The organism is Nitrospira sp. (genome assembly GCA_016788885.1).
GTDB lineage: Bacteria > Nitrospirota > Nitrospiria > Nitrospirales > Nitrospiraceae > Nitrospira_A.
In genome coordinates this window covers 1-18,782 of record JAEURX010000050.1, presented here as the reverse complement: position 1 = coordinate 18,782, position 18,782 = coordinate 1, and the positions used below count along the sequence as shown (strand labels likewise).

Sequence of the window (18,782 nt, the reverse complement as noted above, 5' to 3'; positions counted from 1 at the left end):
GGCACGGAACACCGGCATGCGTGCGTTGAACAGGGTAGAGGGCGATGTGAGGAGGTGTGAGTGAAGATCCATCCGACCGCGGTGATCCATCCCAAGGCGGTGCTCGCAGATGATGTGGAAGTGGGGGCGTATTCCGTCGTCGGAGAACACGTCACGATCGGCGCCGGCACGCGAGTCTTTTCTCATGTGGCGATCGACGGCTGGACGGAAATTGGGGCACGATGCGAGCTGCACCCCTTCGTATCGGTGGGGGGGCCGCCGCAGCATATGCAATATAAAGGGGAGCCGACCAGGGTTGTGATCGGTCACGACAATATTCTGCGCGAGTATGTGACCGTGAACCGGGCGACTGTGCAGGGTGGCGGCGTGACCTCCGTGGGAGATTCGAATTTTCTCATGGCCTACGTACATGTCGCCCACGACTGTCACTTGGGTAACCATTTGATTCTGGCGAATGCCGCCAGTCTGGCCGGCCATATCACCATCGGCGATCACGCCATCATCGGTGGGCTTTCCGGCATTCACCAGTTCGTGAGAATCGGCGCCTATGCTATGGTGGGCGGCTGCTGCGCGCTCGGCCAAGATCTTCCGCCGTTCATGCGTGCGGCCGGAGGGTACCGTGCCCGCATGTATGGGCTGAATTCCATCGGTTTGCGCCGGCACGGCTTTTCCGCCGAACGCATTTCCGCCTTGAAGCAGGCATACGAGCTGCTGTTCCGCTCGGGGCATCGGGTCTCGGAGGCCGTCAAGCTGGCCAGGGAAACCTTCGGCGCGAGTCAGGACGTGCTGCAGGTCGCCGAGTTCATGCAAGGCAGCAAGCGCGGCATTTGCCGGTCGGTTGGAAAAGGTCAGGAAGACGAAGAGGAATAACCCGGTGGGCGAGCAGGTGGATGCAGGTAGGGCGGCTCCCCAGGGCGGGCGGATCGGGCTCATCGCCGGTAACGGCCGATTTCCCATCATCTTCGCCGACAACGCGCGGCAACTCGGGTACGAGGTCTGTGCGGTGGCGCATGAAGGGGAAACCGACCCTGAACTGGCGCAGCATGTCGATCGCATTCATTGGATCAAAATCGGGCAGTTCGGCAAATTGATCGACGCCCTCAAGAGTGACGGCGTGCAACAGGCCGTGATGCTGGGCGGGGTGAAGAAGACGCATGTCTTCTCGACGGTGCGTCCAGACTTACGTGCCTTGGCCTTGGCGGCCAAGCTGATTCATCTGAAGGACGACGATATCTTGCGTCGGGTCGCGGAGGAGATCGAACAGGAGGGGATCCGAATTTGCGAGTCCACGTTCGGACTGCAGGGGATTCTCGTCGAGGCGGGGACGTTGACGCGACGTGAACCGAGCAAGAAGGAGTGGGCCGACATTCAGTATGGCTGGGATGTGGGCAAGCAGATCGGGGCATTGGATATCGGCCAGTGCGTGGTGGTGAAGGACAGAGTGATTGTTGCGGTAGAGGCGGTAGAGGGGACCGATGGCGCGATTCGTCGGGGCGGCGAGTTGGCCCATGGCGGTGCGGTGGTCGTCAAGCGCTGCAAACCCCAACAGGATCTCCGGTTCGATCTGCCGGCCGTCGGCCCTCGTACGATCGAAGTGATGGAGAGCGTGAAGGCTTCGGTATTGGCATTGGAAGCCGGACGCGGGATTCTGTTGGACCGCGATGACACGATCGCGAAGGCAAACCGCGCGGGTATTGCGATCGTCGGGGTGACATGAGTCCAAACGGCATCAGGGCGGCAGTGCAGTGTGAGCGTCGAGGGAGGACCCGATGAAACCGCTGCGAGCAGGGGTCATCGGTGTCGGTCATCTCGGGCAGCATCATGCCCGGCATTATGCGACGTTGTCCGGGGTTACCCTGGCTGGCGTCTGCGATGCGTCGGCAGACCGTGCCCAGTTGATCGCCGACCGCCATGGCGTGCAGGCATGGACGACCATGGCCGATCTGCTGGCGCAGGTCGATCTCGTCAGCGTTGCCGTGCCGACTTCCGCGCACTTTGCCGCAGCCAAAGCCTGTCTCGATGCGGGCAAACATGTGCTGGTCGAGAAGCCGATCGCTGTGACTTCGGCCGAGGCCCGAGAACTGGTCGAGTTGGCGGCCCGCCGCGGTTGTCTGTTGCAGGTCGGGCATAGTGAGCGCTTCAACCCGATCATGCAGCGCATGCGACCCCATATCGAACGTCCGGCCTTCATCGAAGGCCATCGCCTCAGCGCCTTCGGGGAGCGGGGCACCGATGTCGATGTCGTGCTCGATCTCATGATTCATGACCTGGATCTCGTTCTGTCGTTCAACCCGGGGCCGGTGGAAGACGTGCGGGCGGCCGGGGTTCCGGTGCTGTCGCCCAACATTGATATTGCCAACGCCCGCATCGCGTTTGCGAGCGGTTGCGTCGCCAACTTGACGGCCAGTCGCGTGTCCACCAACAAGATGCGCCGGTTGCGGTTCTTTCAGCGTGATCGGTACGTGTCGATTGATTTTCAAACCCGTCAGGCGATGGTCTCCAGGCGGGTGGAAGGCAGCGGCCCGCGTCCGACGATCGATGTTGAAACGTTTCAGGCGGGGGACGAGGAGCCCTTGCGGCTTGAATTGGAGTCATTTGTGCGAGCGGTGGCCGATGGATCGCGCCCCGTCGTGTCCGGGGAAGACGGGGAAGCGGCGCTTACCCTCGCGGCGCGTGTGTTGGATGCCATCGGTCAGTTCACACAACGTCACTCCATCGATGAGGCGAACGCGGCGGCCTTTGGCCACAATCCGGTGTAGAGAGGCCAGGTCTTGTCTGTTCGCATGAGCACAATCACATGCCGCGCATCCTAATCGTCACCGGAGAGGCATCCGGGGACCTCCATGGAGCCCACTTGGTCAAGGCATTGAAGGCGCTCTCCCCTGACCTCCAGATCGTCGGCATCGGTGGGGCGTCCATGCGGGCCGCCGGTGCGGAACTGGTGAGCGATATTCCGCAGCTGGACGTCATGGGGCTCATCGGCCTGTCCGCCGTCAAGGCGATGCTGCAGCGCATCTCCCGCATCCGAACCTTGATCAAGCGCGAACGGTGGGACCTGGTCGTGCTGATCGACAATCCCGGACTCAACTTTCATTTTGCTCGCGTGGCCAAGGCCAGCGGGCTGAAGGTGTTGTATTACATTGCGCCGCAGGTCTGGGCTTGGCGCCGAGGGCGGATGCGCTGGATTCAGCAGCGTGTCGACCATGTGGTGGCGATTCTGCCCTTCGAGGAGCCGCTGTACAAGAACGCCGGTGTGCGCTGTACGTTCGTGGGCAATCCACTGCTGGATGAAATCTCGCCCAGCTACGACCGCGCGGCGATTCGCCGCCAGTTCGGGCTGACGGACGGCGGCCCGGTGATCGGATTGTTCCCGGGAAGCCGCAAGGCCGAGTTGCTGGAGCATGTGCCGCTGCTGCTCGAGACGATACGGCAACTCGCGGAACGTCATCCCACGATGCAGTTCATTTTGGCGCAGGCCTCCTCGGTGCAGGACGAGTTTCTTGCCGACCTGCTGAAGAACAGTCCGGTCCCCATCAAGGTCTTTCGCAATCTGGCCAGTGAAGTGATGGCCGCGTCGGATCTTCTCGTCGTCAAATCGGGTACCTCTACCTTGCAGGCGGCGGTGGTGGGCACGCCCATGATTCTGTTCTATCGCGCGCCATCCTGGATCACCTACCGATTGGCGCGGTTGCTGATCCGGGTGCCCTGGATCGGTCTGGCCAATCTGGTCGCCGGTCGGGGGATCGTGCCCGAGTTGATCCATGACGAGGCGACGCCGGAACGGCTGGCCCATGAAACCGTGCGGTTGTTGACGGATCGTTCCGCCTATGACGAGATGAAGACCGCACTGCGGTCCGTGCGCGAGGCGTTAGGCACGCCCGGCGCATCTCATCGAGCGGCAGAGGCCGTGTTGGCGGAGTGTCGGTCATGAAGCAGTACCTGCGGCTCCTCAGCTATCTGTACCCCTATCGACTTCGGTTGCTCGCCGCATTTGCCTGCGCCCTGCTCGTCGCCGGGTTATCTGCCGCCTACGCCTGGTTGGTGCGTCCGGTGTTAGACGGCCTCTTCATCAGCAAGGACGAAAGCCTGCTTCTGGTGCTGCCGGTCGCCATTCTGGCGGTGGCGGTGCTCAAAGGCGTGTTCAACTATGGGCAGAACTATCTGATGAATTACGTCGGAAATCAGGTGATCGGCGACATCAGGGAGCAGCTCTTCTCCAAACTGGTGCGGCTGCCGGTCCAGTTTCACGATACGAATACGTCCGGTCGTCTCGTGTCGCGGGTCATCAACGATGTGAATCAGATGGCCAACGCCGTCGCCGGTGTGTTGAAAGATCTGTTCCAGCAGGGGCTGACGTTCCTGGCGATGATCGGGGTGATCATTTATCAGAACTGGAAGTTGGCGATGGTGTCCATGATCGTGGTGCCCCTGTCGGTCGTCACGATGGCCAGGATGGGAAAAAAGTTGCGGGGTCTCGCAACGCGCGGGCAGGAGCGCATGGGCGACATGGCCTCGACGCTCCAGGAAACGTTGGCCGGAATCCGAATGGTGAAATCGTTCGGACGGGAAGAAGAGGAAGCCAAGCGGTTTCGTCAGAGCAACGATGCGTTCATTCATACGACGATGAAGGCGATCCAGGTCTCGTCGCTGGGGTCCTCGCACATGGAAGTCATCGGGGTGCTGGGGGTAGCGGGGATCATCTGGTACGGCGGCTATCTGGTGATTCATGACGAGATGACTCCGGGCGCCTTCTTCTCCTTTCTGGCGGCCATGTTCATGGCCTATACGCCGATCCGGCGATTGTCTGGCGCCAACAATACGGTGCAGCAGGCGCTGGCGGCGGCGGAGCGCGTGTTCGACGTGTTGGATCTTTCGACGGAACAGGAGGCCAACGGTGGGCAGACGGATCTTCCGGCGATTTCCAACTCGCTGGAATTCCGGCAGGTGGCGTTCCGTTATGAAGGGCAGACGGACGCGGCGTTGACCGGGATCGACTTGACGATTCGTGCGGGCGAGATCATTGCGTTTGTTGGCAGCAGCGGGAGCGGCAAAACCACCCTGGTCAGCCTGCTGCCGAGATTTTACGACCCGACCGGCGGTCAGATTCTGATCGACGGGGTCGATGTCCGCTCCTGCACGCTGCAATCGGTGCGCGCGCAAATCGGGATTGTGTCGCAGGAAGTGGTCTTGTTCGATGATACGGTGCGGAACAACATCGGCTACGGTCGGCAAGGCGCGACGACGGACGAGGTGATGCGCGCCGCGCAGCTGGCCTACGCGCATGAGTTCATCGCGCGGCTTCCGGACGGCTATGAGACGCTGATCGGGGAGCGCGGCCTGAAGTTGTCGGGGGGCGAGCGGCAACGGCTCGCGATTGCCCGCGCCATTCTGCGCGATCCGCCGATTTTGATTCTCGACGAGGCCACCTCCGCCCTCGATACGCAATCAGAACGCATCGTGCAGTTGGCGTTGGCGAACTTGATGAAGAACCGAACGACCATGGTCGTGGCGCACCGGCTCTCGACGATTCAAAATGCCGACCGTATCGTGGTGTTGGATCATGGAACGGTGGCGGAGGTCGGCACCCATGAAGAGTTGTTGCGCAGGGGCGGATTGTACAAGCGTCTGCACGCCATGCAGTTTGCCGATGCGCTACCGCAGTAACAGCATGCTGGAGATGGAGCGATCCCCGTGGTGAACGATACGTCCACAGCCACGCCACCGCAGCCGTTGACGAAACGCGCGGTGAATGCGTTAAAAGTTGCGGTGGTGCCGCCGGTCGGCTATGCCGTGATTCAGATCTTACGCCGGACGATGAGTTGGCGTACCGAGGGCGGCGAACATGTGTCTCGCCTCTTCGGAGAAGGACGGTCGGTCATCCTCTCGTTCTGGCATGCCCAGCAGTTAATGATGCCGTTGGCGATCCCGCGATTGGTGGCGCATGTCCTGATCAGTCAGCACCGGGATGGCGAACTCATCCGACGGATCATTGCACGGTTCGGATTGGATGCCGTTCGCGGCTCCAGCACCAGAGGGGGCGCTGAAGCGCTGCGTCGCATGATTCGCATCGGCCGGTCGGGCGGCAATCTGGCGCTGACGCCGGACGGTCCGAAGGGCCCTCGCCAGATCGCTAAGATCGGCGTGATCCAACTCGCGCGGGCAACCGGCGCGCCGATCATCCCGATGGCGTTCGGCTGCTCAAAAAAAAACTCTTCGCGAGCTGGGACCGCTTCATCATGCCCTATCCCTTCTCTCGAGGCGTCTTCCTCATGGGGCCGCCCATCTGGGTCTCGTCGGATGCGTCCGCTGATGAACTGGAGCGCCTGCGGCGGGAGTTGGAAGAGACCCTGAATCGCCTGACGATCGAGGCCGACGCGGCGGCCCTGCGGGCTCGTCCGTAATGTGGTACCTGCTCTATAACAGTCTCCTGCTTCTGGTCTCTCCGATCATTCTGGGTGTCCTGCTGGCAAAACAGCGCTGTCGGCGTGGGTTGCCGCAGCGCCTGGGATTGCGGCCGTTGACGCCGCCATCGGATTCGAGCATCTCATCGACCTGTATCTGGATCCATGCGGTGTCTCTGGGGGAAGTGGTGGCGGTGGCGCCGCTCGTGCGCGAACTTCGGCGGCGGTATCCCGATGCGCGCTTGGTAGTCACGACTGTGACCGAGACCGGGCGCGAGGCGGTGGAGCAGCGGCTGGAAGGGGTCGCCGAACATCGATATGCTCCGCTGGATTTCCCCTGGGTCGTGAACCAGGCGATCGATCAGCTGCGACCGAATCTGTATGTTTTCGTTGAAACGGAACTCTGGCCCAATCTGCTTCGAAGTTTGTGGAGACGAAGCATCCCGTCGGTGCTGGTCAACGGGCGTCTCTCCACGCGGTCGTTCGAACGACAGCGCCTTCCCATCGTGCGGGGGTTCTATCGGACGATGCTGAATAGGATCAGCCGTTGTCTGATGCAGTCCCAGCGTGATGCCCAGCGCATGATCGATCTGGGTGCCGATCCGGCGCGGGTGACCTGCACGGGCAACATCAAGTTTGATCAGCCGGTCCCGCAGGCCACGGCCGGGGGCGTGATGGTCTCCAAGCAAGCCTTGGGATTCACCGAACGGGAACAGCTGTTGGTGGCCGGCAGCACCCATTCTGGAGAGGAGGAGGCGATCGTCTCGGCCTACCAGTCGTTGTGTGGCACGTTCCCGGACCTGCGATTGGTGCTTGCACCAAGGCATATCGAGAGAGCGGCACAAGTCGAGCAAATGGTCGCGGCGAAGGGGATGTCGGTGGCCCGCAGAAGCATGGGGAGCGGTGCAGGGGCCGGTCCGCAAGTCCTGGTGTTGGACACGCGCGGCGAGCTGGCGCTGCTCTATCGTGAGGCCGTCGTGGCGTTTGTCGGGGGAACGCTGGTCCCTGTCGGCGGGCACAATCTTCTGGAGCCGGCCGTCTGGGGCAAGCCGGTGCTCTTCGGCCCCCACACCGACCATTGCGCCGAAGTGGCGGCGCTGCTGTTGAATGCGCAAGGAGGGCGTATCGTACCGGATGCCGATGCGCTTGCGCAGGGATTGCGGGACTTGTTGAGTGATGCCGCAACGCTGAATCGAATGGGGCAAGCCGCGCGCCAAGTGGTGGCGGACAATCAGGGGGCGTTACAACGCAGTGCGGAAATCATTGCCACGCTGTTGTCGGCGCAACCGATCTCGACGGAGCGTGACGGCGCACTGCACCTGGGGCGCGCGTCTCGCCACTCGTAGGGACCGCAATGATGTCAGCACACATGCAGAGCTGGTTTCGATGGGCGGGCTACCCCTATGAACTCGCCGCCAAGTTGCGCCTGTCTTGTTACGAGCTGGGCTGGTGTCGGACGCAGCGGTTACCTCGCCCCGTCATCAGCGTCGGCAATCTCACCGTGGGAGGGACGGGGAAAACGCCGGTCGTCATGTACATCGTCGAGCGGTTGGCGGCTCAAGGCAAACGGGTGGGTATTTTGAGCCGAGGGTATCGTCGTCGCAGCACGGCTCCCCACGTGCTCGTCGCCGACGGGCAGCGCGTCCTGGTTGGTCCGGAGGACGCGGGTGATGAACCATACTTGATGGCGCGTCGTTGCCCACAGGCGGTGGTCGCGGTGGGAGCGGACCGGTATGCGCTGGGCCAGTGGGTGTTGAGCCGTGTGCCGGTGGATTGTTTCGTGCTGGATGATGGGTTTCAGCATGTGCAGCTCCATCGCGACGTCAACGTGCTGTTGGTGGATGCCACGGATCTCGAAGGGCTCGGTGCAGGGCTGCCGGTCGGGCGGTTGCGGGAGCCGCTGTCTGCGGCCGCTCGCGCCTCGATCGTGCTGGTCACCAGGGTGCAACGATCTGCGGATGCGGAGCCGGTCTGGCGGCGCTTGCAGGAGGCTTGTCCCGCACTGCCGCCTCCCGTCTGCGTGGGATTCCCCGCCGAAGAGTTCCGGCGAGTCGGGATGGAGGAGTGTGCGGCACTGAGCGCCTTTCGCGGACGTTCTGCCGTCATTTTCAGCGGGATTGGCAATGCGTCGTCGTTTCGTGCGTTGATCGAGGGGGTGGGGGTAACGGTGATCGACCACCTGGCATTTCCCGATCATGTGCACTATACCCATGCCATGGTGGAAGGCATTCGAGCCAGGGCGAAGTCCGAAGGCGTCGACGTGTGGCTGACGACCGAGAAGGATGCCGACAAGGTGGCGCCGTTTCTGACGAATGCGGACGCCTGTTGGGCCGTCAGACTTAGAACGGAGATTGTGTCGGGGCAGGATCGGTTGGAGGCAGTGTTGCGTCTCGATGGGCTGAACAAGGCGGCGGGCCATGCGTAAGGAAGAAATTCGTCGCATTGTCGTGCGCGGCCCCAACTGGCTAGGGGATGCCGTCATGTGCGAGCCTGCGCTGACGCAGGTGCGTACGTTGTTCCCGCAGGCCGACATCACGCTGCTCGTGAAGCCCGCCATCGCTGACTTGCTGGCGCACCATCCCGCGGTCACTCGTACGTTGGTGTACGACGATCGGGGCCGCCACGCGGGGTTGACCGGGAAGTGGACCTTGGCTGGCGTGCTGCGCCGGCATCGGTTTGATCTCGCCATCCTGTTCCAGAATGCGTTTGAAGCGGCACTGATCAGTTTCCTGGCCGGCATTCCCCGGCGATACGGTTATGCGACGGACGGACGGAGTCTCCTGTTGTCCGATCCGGTCCTCGTGCCGCCTCGCAGCGCGCAACGACATCAGGTCGAGTACTATTGGGATCTACTCAAACCGCTGGGCGGGCAGGGCCAGCCGCCCGCTCCGCGCCTGTTTGTGACGCCTGAAGAAACCGCCTTGATCGCCGGGCGTCTCGCTGAAGCCGGGATCGGCGTGTCGGACCTGGTCATCGGGGTGAATCCGGGCTCGACCTATGGTCATGCCAAGCGCTGGCTGCCGGAGCGGTACGCCGAGGTGGTCAATCGAGTGGTCAAGGACGTGCAGGCCCAATCCGGAAGACGAGTCGGTGTGGCGATTGTGGGGGCCAAGGGCGAGGAGCCGCTGGGCAAAGCCATTGCCGATCAGATCAAAACGCGGTCGGTCGTGTGCTCAGGGCAGACGACCGTGCGGGAGTTGATGGCGCTCGTGAAGCGCTGCCAACTCTTCCTGACGAACGATACGGGGCCCATGCATGTGGCTGCGGCCTTCAACGTGCCGTTGGTGGCCGTGTTCGGTCCGACGGATTGGAAAACGACCTCGCCGTTCCGGGTCGACGCACAGTTGGTGCGGCAGCCGGTCTCCTGCGCGCCCTGCCTGCTGCGGGAATGTCCCATCGATCATCGTTGCATGACCGGCGTGACGGTGGAGCAGGTACAGGCGGCGGCGTCACGACACCTGCCGCTTGTCGTCCCGTCCCCTGCCGAGCCGGCGCCGTCGGTGGCTCCTGTTCTCTCGCCCACGTCGTTGGCTGGGGTCACCGTGTTTTTGGATCGTGACGGCACCTTGAACATCGACAGCGGGTACCTCAAATCGCCGGATGCTCTCACTGTGCTGCCAGGAGTCGGCGCCGCCCTGGCTAAGCTCAAACAGGCCGGTGCACGCTTGATCGTGGTGACGAATCAATCCGGCCTGGGCCGCGGATATTTTACCTCCAAAGACCTGGAGGCCATTCATCACAAATTGCGACTGGTGTTAGCGGATGACGGCGTGACCCTGGACGGGCTGTATTTTTGTCCCCACCACCCGGATGATCAGTGTAACTGCCGCAAGCCGGCGCGGGGCATGATCGACCGGGCGTTGACCGAGTTGCAGGTTGATTTGAGCCGCGCCTATCTCATCGGGGATAGTGCCCGCGATGTCGAACTTGCCAGGAAGGTGGGCGTGCAGGGCATCCTGGTCATGACCGGACCCTCGGGAGCGGAAGCTTTGGCCGATCTGACGGCGCGAGACCTGTCCCCGGATCATGTGGCCGAGGACCTGACGCGGGCGGTGGATTGGATTGTCGCCCATGCGACGCGGATGCCGGCTGCCGACCTGTCGCGCTGATCGAGAGAGCATCCCTGGTGACCCCATGAGCGAGCCTGTTCGCCGCATCCTGTTCATTAAACCGAGTTCGCTGGGCGACATTGTGCACGCGATGCCGACCCTGGCTGTATTGCGTGAGCGGTTTCCTCAGGCCGAGGTCACCTGGCTGGTCAAGCGACAATGGGCACCGGTGGTGCATGTCATGGCCGGAGTGGATCGGGTCTGCGCGGTCGATCAGGGGCTCGCGGGCTGGCTGAGTCGGGTGCCGGAACTCCGTGCGGCCGGCTTCGATCTTGTCGTCGACCTGCAGGGCCTGTTCAGAAGCGGCGCCATGGCCCGGTTGACGGGCTGCGCGAGGCGTATCGGGTTTGCCAATGCGCGTGAGGGGAGTCCGCTGCTGTACACCGAACGCGTGGCAGTGCCGGCCACGCCCATGCATGCCGTTGATCGGTATCTGCTTGTGGCGGAGGCTTTGGGCGCAGTGCGCCCGGCGAGGCCGCGGTTTGATTTCATCGACCGGCCGGAGGACCGGCAGGCCGTCGACACCCTGATCGCGCGAGCCGGGATCGACGAGTCGTCCCCCTGGGTGGCAATGAATGTGTCTGCGCGGTGGGAGACGAAACGCTGGCCGCCGCAACATTTTGCGGAAGCCGCGGATCAGCTTGCAGAGTGGTATGGTGTGCCGGTGGTCCTGATGGGGGGACCGGCGGAACGACCGGAATCCCAGGCGGTGACGGGACGGATGCGTACGAAAGCGGTTGATCTGACGGGACAGACCCCTGTAGGCTTGCTGCCCGGTTTGTTGCGCCGGGCCAGCCTGTTGTTGACGAACGACTCCGGTCCGATGCATATCGCGGCGGCGGTGGACACCCCTGTGGTGGCGCTCTTCGGTCCGACCGATCCGGTCAAAACAGGACCCTACGGCCATGGGCATGTCGTGTTGTCCTATGCGGTCGACTGCAGGCCCTGCTTGCGCCGGGAGTGCGCCCGTGCCGTGGCACTTGAATGTTTGACGGGCGTGCGACCGGAGCAGGTCGTCCAGGCGGTGATGCAGCAACTCGGGCGAACGTCATAGTCAGGAACCGTGTGAACATTCTCATCGCAGAATCCAGCATGGCGGTCGGCGGGCAGGAGTTGGCCGTCCTGCTGCATGCCGAACGTTTGGTGAAGCGTGGCCATCGCATCCTCTTGGTGCTGGAGCCGCGTAGCCCCATCATGGCGATGGCGAAGGAGCGCGGATTGCCGGTTGAGCCCTTTGTCATGCGGCAATGGCGACTCCCGCTCTCGATTCTGGCGTTTCGCCGACTGCTGACGCGAGAGCGTCCCGATATCGTCCACGTCAACAGCTCGCGTGACAGTTGGATCGCGGCCCTTGCCACCAGAATGCGACATCCGCGCCCGCCGGTGATCCGTTCGCGGCACATTTCCGCACCCCTCAACAAGAACGCCACCACGCATCTGCTCTACCGGCGCCTCTTCGACCTGGTCATCGTGACCGGCAGCGAGCGGAACCGACAGGATCTCATTCATCGAGACGGCCTGTCTCCGGACCGTGTCGCTGCCTTTCCCATCGGGCTCGATGTGGAACAGTTTTCACCGGCGCCGCCCCGGCACGATCTCCGCGCCGAGTTGGGGATTCCATCCGGGCATCTCCTGGTCGGGATGATTTCTTACCTCCGCGATTACAAAGGCCATCGCTATCTTGTGGAGGCGGTGCCCGAGGTGTTGAAACAGCACCGGGACGTGACGTTCCTCATCGTGGGGGAGGGGCCGGAGGCGCAGAATATTCACGCGCAGATCGAACGATTGGGCCTGACGGCGTCGGTGCGTATGTTGGGATTTCGGGAGGATCTCCTGGATGTCTTTCGCTCGTTGGACCTGTTCGTCATTCCGACGGTGGAAGGCGATACCATTCCGCAGGTGTTGATGCAGGCACTGGCGGTCGGCTTGCCGGTTGTGTCCACGACTACTGGCTCCATTCCCGACGTGATCAAGGACGGTGACTCGGGTGTGCTCGTGCCGCCTCGTGATGTCGCCGCATTGGCCGGGGGGATCGTGCGTCTTGTGCAGGATGCCTCGCTCCGCCATGCGATGGGGAGCCGTGGCCGCCAGCGGGTCGTACAGACCTATTCCATCGACCGCATGGTGGATGAGTTGGAACGGGTCTATCGACAGGTCATGAGTCGATCGGGTTCTGCGTCATGATGCCTCGATGGGCCGGCGCCGGGACCTCGATTCGCAAGACGGTCCTGTTCTGGTGGATTCTCTTCGTGGTCATTCAGACGGCGGAGCGGGTGTTTCTCCTGGGGGACGCACTGGAACAGGAAACTCCGTCCGCCGCGCTCCTTCTGAAAACACTGGTCGTCGGGGTGCGGGGAGATTTCATCACGGCGACCTTTGCCCTGGCGCTGGCTCTGGCCGGGGCGACGGGGACTGTGCTGGTCCGCCATACATGGGCATCTCTGCGCCAATCGCCGGAGGTGCTTGCGCGCGCCTTTCGTCCCACGTTGCACGTGAGTGCGGGACTTGTGGGCCTGTTGCTGTTCGCGCTCCTCTGCGTCGACATGGGCTACTACGGGTTTAATCGCCAGCACATGGATTTTGTGTTTCTCGAATACATCGGGGATCTGTTCACGCCGACGACCACGACGGGTGGCACCAATGTTCAGGCGATGCAGCAAACCAGCGCGGAACTGGGGGCGGCCGGCAAGTGGGCCTGGCGGTTGGCCTGGTTTCTGGCGCTGCAGGCTGTCGGTATTGGGCTGTGGTGGTGGAGTTTTTCCGCTGCGGTGGTGCCGGCCTTGGATCGTTGGCGTCTCGGCTCAGGATTTCAGGCCAATGCGGTGCTGGTCGTCGCGTTGGTCGCCGGAGGTGCCGGCTTTCACCATTCCGGCCCCTATGGGATTCGCATTGCGCCGATCGGCAGCATGGTCTATTACACCCTGGCGCAGAATCCGGTCCTGTTTGCGAGTGAAGCGTTGCGAATCGCGTTGGTCTCGCGAGGAAGGGGGGAACGGCAAGTCGGCACTGACACGATGCCCTACGATCTGGCTGTGCGGACTACTCAGCAACTGCTGGGCCCGGCCGAGACGTTTGTCGACTCCAGGTATCCGCTCGTGCGGACCATGACGACGTCATCAGACAGCGTTCGATTGCCCAAGCCTCCCAATATCCTGCTGCTGTTCCTCGAAGGGTTGGATCGCCGGTATCTGGGACAGACCTATGGCGGGGTGAAGGGCACGCCCTTCCTGGATCGGCTCAAGAACGATAGCGTCTATTTCCAACATTTCTTCTCCAACGGCGTGCAAACCTCCAGGGGGTTGTTTGCGACGTTGTGCAGTACGTTTCCGCGGCACGGGGCCGCCGCCATGAAGACACGGTACGCCCATGATTACCTGTGTCTCCCGTCGTTGTTGCAACGCCAGGGGTATCACACGGAGATGGTGATCGGCCAGCATCGTGATTTGAACCGACTGCAAACGTTCGTCGCTCGCAATGGACTTCAGCAGTTGCTCGACGAGGGCGACTTTTCTCCGGATGCCGAGCGCGCGGGGTTGGGAATCGTGGACGGAGCCTTGTTCGATCAGTTCTACGAACGCATCAAGCAGCATCAGGCGGAGCGCCGCCCATTTTTTCTCACGACACTGACGCTGTCGACACACCATCCCTTTGCCGCCCCGGACCGTCACCCGGACGTGCAGGCATTGCAGCAGCAGGTGGCGGATAAGTATGTCGCGGCCTTGCGTTATACGGACCTTGAACTGGAACGGGTCTTTACCAGGCTTGTCCGCGAGGGGCTGCTACAGAATACCATCGTGCTGGTTCTGGGAGATCACGGACGGCATGAGCCGGTGGGACGCACGGACCTTGAACGGAAGGCCGGACATTTCGCTTCTCCGTTGTTGATCTGGATGGATGAGTCGTTGCGCACAGCGACTACCTACCGGCCTCGTACGGTCTCGGCCATTGCCAGTCAGGTGGATGTGGCGCCGACTCTGTTGGCGCTGACCGGCGGGCTTCCGGCAGTAGGATCATTTGCCGGACATGACGTCAGTTGCCTGCTGGTTCGGGATTGTCTGCCCGACCAGGTGGCGTACCTCACGAGTGTGTACGACAATCTGGTGGGGCTCGCCAGTGCGGACGGCCTATTGCTGTACTCGCTGTCAACGGAGAGTTTTCAGGAGGCGACGTTGGCGTTCGAGCCGATTTCGGACGAGGCGGTCGGCCGGCGTCGCTTGTCCGCCACCCGTGGGCCGGAACTCCTCGCCGTGCACGAAGTGGCCAACGTGGCCCTCGATTCCAACCGCCTGTGGTCGTGGCGGGAGTTCGGCTCGCGACTGTAACGGCTGCAGGACCGGGGTTCGTCGTCGTCATCGATTAAGAAGGATTTTCGCTGTGGATCGTCTTCCCGTATCGGCCGTGGTGATTGCCTACAATGACGAACCCAATATGCGGGCCTGCCTGGATTCCCTCACCTGGGCGGATGAAGTCATCGTCGTCGATTCGCACAGCACCGACGGCACCGAGCGGATCAGCCGGGAGTTCACGGACCGGGTGTATCAGCATGACTTTCACGGGTTCGGCCGTCTGCGGAACGAGGCCTTGACGCATGCCACGCACGAGTGGATCTTCAGTCTGGATACTGATGAGCGGGCCACCCCGGAATTGCGCGATGAGATCCGGCGAGTGTTGGACGCTGGGCCGGAGGCCGATGCCTATTATGTGCCCAGGAAGAATTACTTTCTCGGGCGCTGGATCAAACATTGTGGCTGGTTTCCCGATTACCGCCAGCCGCAGCTATTCCGCAAGAGCAGATTCCGCTATCGGGAGGAACTGGTCCACGAAAGTTTCGATGTGGATGGACGGCTTGGGTATCTCACCGCCACGGCGCTGCAGTACCCGTTTCGCAACATCGATCACTATCTGGCCAAGCAAGAGCGCTATTCAGACCTCATGGCGCGACGTATGATCGAACAGGGGCGGTCGTTCTCATGGCATCAGTTGGTGTCGCATCCTGCATTTACCTTTGTGAAGATGTATGTCGGACGCAAAGGTTGTCTGGACGGCGTGCCGGGACTCATTTTGTCCGGACTGTATGCGTATTACACGTTCATCAAGTATGCGCGCTTCTGGGAACTCCAACGCCAGAGCCGCAGCGCGTCGCGGTGACGGCGTGACGGAGCAGCGCACGATGACGATTGCGGCCGTGATCATTACCAAGGACGAAGAACAGAACATTGCAGACTGTCTTGAGTCCGTCCGGTGGGCCGATGAACGTATTGTGGTGGACGCTGAAAGTCGGGACCGGACCGTGGAGTTGGCCAAGGCTGCTCTCTCGCAGGTGTTTGTGCGCCCCTGGCCCGGGTATGGGCCACAGAAAAACTTCGGGATCGACCAAGCCGGCTCGGACTGGATTCTCGTGGTGGATGCCGACGAGCGGGTGACCGACGGATTGCGACAGGAGATTCAGGCGCTGCTGGCCGGCGGACCACCGGCCGACATCGGTGGATACGAGATTCCTCGCCGAAACTATTTCTACGGGAAATGGATTCAAGGCGGCGGGTTGTACCCGGACTATCAACTCCGGCTGTTTCGCAAGACGGCCGGGCGCTACGACGATGTGCGATTGCATGAAAATTTCGTGCTGCAGGGCCGTCGAGAGCGGTTGCGAGAGCCCTTCATCCACTACAGCATGCCGACCGTGCACCACCACATCCGCAAGATGATGCGGTATACGACGCTGGGAGCGGATGAAAAACTGAAGCGGGTGACCCACATCAGCGGGTGGACCATTGCCACCCACCATATCGGGACCGTGCTGAAAACGTTGGTCACGCGCGGTGGGTATCGCGATGGGGTGCACGGCCTGGTCGTGGCGATGTTCGCCGGCCTTCATACCTTCGTCAAGTACGCGAAGGCCTGGGAGCGACTCAACGTGAACCGTGACAAATGAGGGTGAAGGGGAGCGCCGCGTGCGTTTAGCGGAGGCATCGTTCGTTTGATGCGGATCGGGATCGACGCGGCATCCATCGTGGGCGATAAGGGGGGGGTCGGGTGGCACACCCATCATCTGCTCCACGCGTTGTTGGAACTGGATGACGCCGATGAGTTCGTCGGGTATCTTCGGCCCGGATCACTGAAAGCAGGCACGCTCGGCGGCTGGCCGCTCCACCGTCGCCTCCACTGGGTGGAGACGCCTCGTTGGTCCATGGGCTGGCGTGGTCGGTGGGATCGCTTGGATCTGTATCACGGGCCGAATTTCAAGATGCATACGACGGGGCGGTTCGGGGGCATTGTGACCATCCATGATCTCTGGTTGGCCCGGCATCCGGAATATTCGCGCAAACTTTTGGGCCAGGCCGGTTCATCCAGGCGGGCCATCGCCACGGCGAACCGGGCGAGAAAAGTCGTGACGGTGTCGGAGTTTTCGGCCCGGGAGATCGAATCCCTCTACGGCATTGCCCGTGAGCACATCGTCGTCATTCACAACGGAGTCTCCGATGACTTCGCGCCCCTGCGTCAGGCAGAGGTGAGAGCGGAGCTCTCCCATCGCTGGGACATTCCGGCGGCGGGGTTCATCCTCTTCGTCGGCGGCGCCGATCCTCGAAAAAACCATGCGGTATTTTTGCAAGCGGTGGCCAAGGTTCGTGCACAACTGGGCGGCCGGGCCGTGCTGCTGGTCGGTGATCCGGATCATCCGCAGGGCAGCTATCGCGCGACGGCGCAGGGGCTGTCGTTGGATGAGGATGTCCGTTGTACCGGTCGTCTCGATCGTGAGGAATTGAGACGGCTGTATTCGTGCACCGACCTCTTCGTGTTTCCGTCACGGTACGAAGGTTTCGGTATGCCGGTGCTGGAAGCGATGGCCTGCGGCGCGCCGACCGTTACCTCGTCGACGTCCTCATTGCCCGAGGTGGCGGGTGATGCGGCCTTGCTCGTGGATCCGGACGACGTGGAGGGGCTTGGCCGAGCCATGGTCACCGCTCTGTCCGATGCGAGTCTCCGAGACGGTCTTCGGCAGCGTGGATACGAACGCGCCCGACTCTTTACCTGGCGGCGGGCGGCAGCGTCTACCAGTGCCCTCTACCGCGAGCTTTGCACATGACGCCCATCGGCATGATGCCTCCCAAGAAGATCCTCATCATCAAGTTGCGGCATATCGGGGATGTGCTGCTGTCGACGCCGGTGCTCCGTGCATTGCGAGACGCCTTTCCCGACGCGCAACTCACGATGCTCGTCAATCGCGGAACGGAAGGGGTGCTGGCCCATCATCCGGATGTGAACGAAGTGCTGTGTCTTGAAAAAGGCGCATGGGTTGACCAATGCAAATTTGTGTATGGTCTTCGAGAGCGGGGATTCGACTGCGTGATCGACCTGACCGACGGCGACCGTTCCGCTGTCATCAGCTTCGCGACCGGGGCGCCTATTCGGATCGGATTTAACGCGGAGCACCGCTGGCGCGGACTGTTGTACAGCAGGGTGGTGAAGCCGCGCCCGGTCGATCAGCATCGTGTGGAGTACGACCTCTGCGCCCTGAGAGCGCTGGGCCTCGATCCCAAACGGGGCATGCCCACGGTCTCTGTCTCCGAATCGGAAGAAAAGATGGCGGACCAATGGTTGAACGAACAGGGTTTGACCGGTGATCATGCCCCGCCGTTGGTGCTGTTGCAACCGGGCGCACGGTATTCGTTGAAAGTCTGGCCGCCTGAACGGTTTGCTCAACTGAGTGATCGCCTCGCCGAACGGTTTCATTGCAGGATTATGCTGGGTGGTGATCAACGGGAGCGTGAGGTCGCCGAACAGGTCGCCCGTAAAACCCATTGCGCTCCCATTGTGGTGGCGGGAAAGTTTTCTTTGCTGCAGTATGCCTCACTGGTCAAACGGTGTGCCTTGTTCGTGGGCAACGACGGAGGCGCCATGCATATTGCCGCGACGGTAGGTACGCCGGTGGTGGCGTTGTTTGGTCCCACCTATCCGGAGCGGTGGGGGCCGCGTGGCGGATTGACGCAGGTGATCTATAAAGGTCTGGACTGCCGAGCCTGTTACCATCCCAGTTGCTTGCGCGGAGACGACAGTTGCATGCGCCAGATCACGGTCGATGAAGTCTTCGAAGCGGCGGGCCGGATTCTGGATCTGAAGGGTGCGAGAGTTGTGACATGAATGAGTCGGTTAGTGTTGTCATTCCGGTTTTCAACGGGGCGCCGTTTGTCGCAAAGGCCGTGGCCAGCGTGCGGGCGCAGGAGCATGGCGACGTGGAGATTCTCGTGGTCGATGACGGATCGACGGACGGGAC

17 protein-coding genes are annotated in these 18,782 nt (G+C 62.1%); all 17 read left to right on the top strand.

Features of this window, described 5'->3' with window-relative positions:
* The first annotated feature begins 60 nt into the window (after nt 1–60).
* On the top strand, nt 61–870 hold the full coding sequence (lpxA, locus tag JNL86_13470) for an acyl-ACP--UDP-N-acetylglucosamine O-acyltransferase (protein MBL8043919.1): 810 nt from the start codon (nt 61–63) through the stop codon (nt 868–870).
* Between the two features lie 4 nt (nt 871–874).
* Nucleotides 875–1,717 carry a UDP-2,3-diacylglucosamine diphosphatase LpxI gene (gene lpxI, locus JNL86_13465; GenBank protein MBL8043918.1) on the top strand — a complete coding sequence of 281 codons (843 nt, stop codon included), beginning with the start codon at nt 875–877 and terminating at the stop codon, nt 1,715–1,717.
* 52 nt (nt 1,718–1,769) lie between these two features.
* Entirely contained in the window at nt 1,770–2,759 is a 990-nt protein-coding gene (locus JNL86_13460; protein MBL8043917.1) for a Gfo/Idh/MocA family oxidoreductase, read from the top strand.
* Between the two features lie 38 nt (nt 2,760–2,797).
* The gene (gene lpxB / locus JNL86_13455; GenBank protein ID MBL8043916.1) at nt 2,798–3,931 is read left to right on the top strand and encodes a lipid-A-disaccharide synthase; all 1,134 of its coding nucleotides are present in this window, start codon (nt 2,798–2,800) and stop codon (nt 3,929–3,931) included.
* A complete protein-coding gene (gene msbA / locus JNL86_13450; GenBank protein ID MBL8043915.1) occupies nt 3,919–5,664 on the top strand; it encodes a lipid A export permease/ATP-binding protein MsbA in 1,746 nt (581 codons plus the stop codon). Before lpxB ends, msbA begins: the two co-directional genes overlap by 13 nt.
* Before the next feature lie 27 nt (nt 5,665–5,691).
* A complete protein-coding gene (locus JNL86_13445; GenBank protein MBL8043914.1) occupies nt 5,692–6,351 on the top strand; it encodes a lysophospholipid acyltransferase family protein in 660 nt (219 codons plus the stop codon).
* 49 nt (nt 6,352–6,400) lie between these two features.
* On the top strand, nt 6,401–7,747 hold the full coding sequence (locus JNL86_13440) for a 3-deoxy-D-manno-octulosonic acid transferase (protein ID MBL8043913.1): 1,347 nt from the start codon (nt 6,401–6,403) through the stop codon (nt 7,745–7,747).
* A gap of 23 nt (nt 7,748–7,770) precedes the next feature.
* Nucleotides 7,771–8,826, top strand: a complete 1,056-nt coding sequence (gene lpxK, locus JNL86_13435) for a tetraacyldisaccharide 4'-kinase (protein MBL8043912.1) — start codon at nt 7,771–7,773, stop codon at nt 8,824–8,826.
* Nucleotides 8,819–10,510: a lipopolysaccharide heptosyltransferase II gene (waaF, locus tag JNL86_13430; protein MBL8043911.1), complete on the top strand. Its 1,692-nt coding sequence runs from the start codon at nt 8,819–8,821 to the stop codon at nt 10,508–10,510. The genes lpxK and waaF (JNL86_13430) overlap by 8 nt, the downstream gene beginning before the upstream one ends.
* 25 nt (nt 10,511–10,535) lie before the next feature.
* A complete protein-coding gene (waaF, locus tag JNL86_13425) occupies nt 10,536–11,564 on the top strand; it encodes a lipopolysaccharide heptosyltransferase II (protein MBL8043910.1) in 1,029 nt (342 codons plus the stop codon).
* An 11-nt stretch (nt 11,565–11,575) separates the two neighbouring features.
* On the top strand, nt 11,576–12,694 hold the full coding sequence (locus tag JNL86_13420) for a glycosyltransferase family 4 protein (GenBank protein MBL8043909.1): 1,119 nt from the start codon (nt 11,576–11,578) through the stop codon (nt 12,692–12,694).
* Nucleotides 12,691–14,832, top strand: a complete 2,142-nt coding sequence (locus tag JNL86_13415) for an LTA synthase family protein (protein MBL8043908.1) — start codon at nt 12,691–12,693, stop codon at nt 14,830–14,832. The genes JNL86_13420 and JNL86_13415 overlap by 4 nt, the downstream gene beginning before the upstream one ends.
* A 52-nt stretch (nt 14,833–14,884) precedes the next feature.
* Nucleotides 14,885–15,658, top strand: coding sequence for a glycosyltransferase family 2 protein (locus tag JNL86_13410; protein ID MBL8043907.1), 774 nt, complete (start codon nt 14,885–14,887; stop codon nt 15,656–15,658).
* Between the two features lie 22 nt (nt 15,659–15,680).
* A complete protein-coding gene (locus tag JNL86_13405; GenBank protein ID MBL8043906.1) occupies nt 15,681–16,442 on the top strand; it encodes a glycosyltransferase family 2 protein in 762 nt (253 codons plus the stop codon).
* Between the two features lie 48 nt (nt 16,443–16,490).
* A complete protein-coding gene (locus tag JNL86_13400; GenBank protein MBL8043905.1) occupies nt 16,491–17,594 on the top strand; it encodes a glycosyltransferase family 4 protein in 1,104 nt (367 codons plus the stop codon).
* Nucleotides 17,591–18,649, top strand: coding sequence for a putative lipopolysaccharide heptosyltransferase III (gene rfaQ / locus JNL86_13395; GenBank protein ID MBL8043904.1), 1,059 nt, complete (start codon nt 17,591–17,593; stop codon nt 18,647–18,649). Before JNL86_13400 ends, rfaQ begins: the two co-directional genes overlap by 4 nt.
* Nucleotides 18,646–18,782 (top strand): glycosyltransferase (locus JNL86_13390; GenBank protein ID MBL8043903.1); only part of this gene is annotated, 137 nt, incomplete at its 3' end. The genes rfaQ and JNL86_13390, both read left to right, overlap by 4 nt.

Excerpts from the sequence above, each read along its gene's own strand:
- JNL86_13405 (MBL8043906.1), top strand. The coding sequence starts at position 15,681 with ATGACGATTGCGGCCGTGATCATTACCAAGGACGAAGAACAGAACATT.
- JNL86_13460 (MBL8043917.1), top strand. The coding sequence starts at position 1,770 with ATGAAACCGCTGCGAGCAGGGGTCATCGGTGTCGGTCATCTCGGGCAG.
- lpxK (MBL8043912.1), top strand. The coding sequence starts at position 7,771 with ATGCAGAGCTGGTTTCGATGGGCGGGCTACCCCTATGAACTCGCCGCC.
- JNL86_13400 (MBL8043905.1), top strand. The coding sequence starts at position 16,491 with ATGCGGATCGGGATCGACGCGGCATCCATCGTGGGCGATAAGGGGGGG.
- waaF (MBL8043911.1), top strand. The coding sequence starts at position 8,819 with ATGCGTAAGGAAGAAATTCGTCGCATTGTCGTGCGCGGCCCCAACTGG.
- waaF (MBL8043910.1), top strand. The coding sequence starts at position 10,536 with ATGAGCGAGCCTGTTCGCCGCATCCTGTTCATTAAACCGAGTTCGCTG.
- lpxB (MBL8043916.1), top strand. The coding sequence starts at position 2,798 with ATGCCGCGCATCCTAATCGTCACCGGAGAGGCATCCGGGGACCTCCAT.
- JNL86_13415 (MBL8043908.1), top strand. The coding sequence starts at position 12,691 with ATGATGCCTCGATGGGCCGGCGCCGGGACCTCGATTCGCAAGACGGTC.
- JNL86_13440 (MBL8043913.1), top strand. The coding sequence starts at position 6,401 with ATGTGGTACCTGCTCTATAACAGTCTCCTGCTTCTGGTCTCTCCGATC.
- rfaQ (MBL8043904.1), top strand. The coding sequence starts at position 17,591 with ATGACGCCCATCGGCATGATGCCTCCCAAGAAGATCCTCATCATCAAG.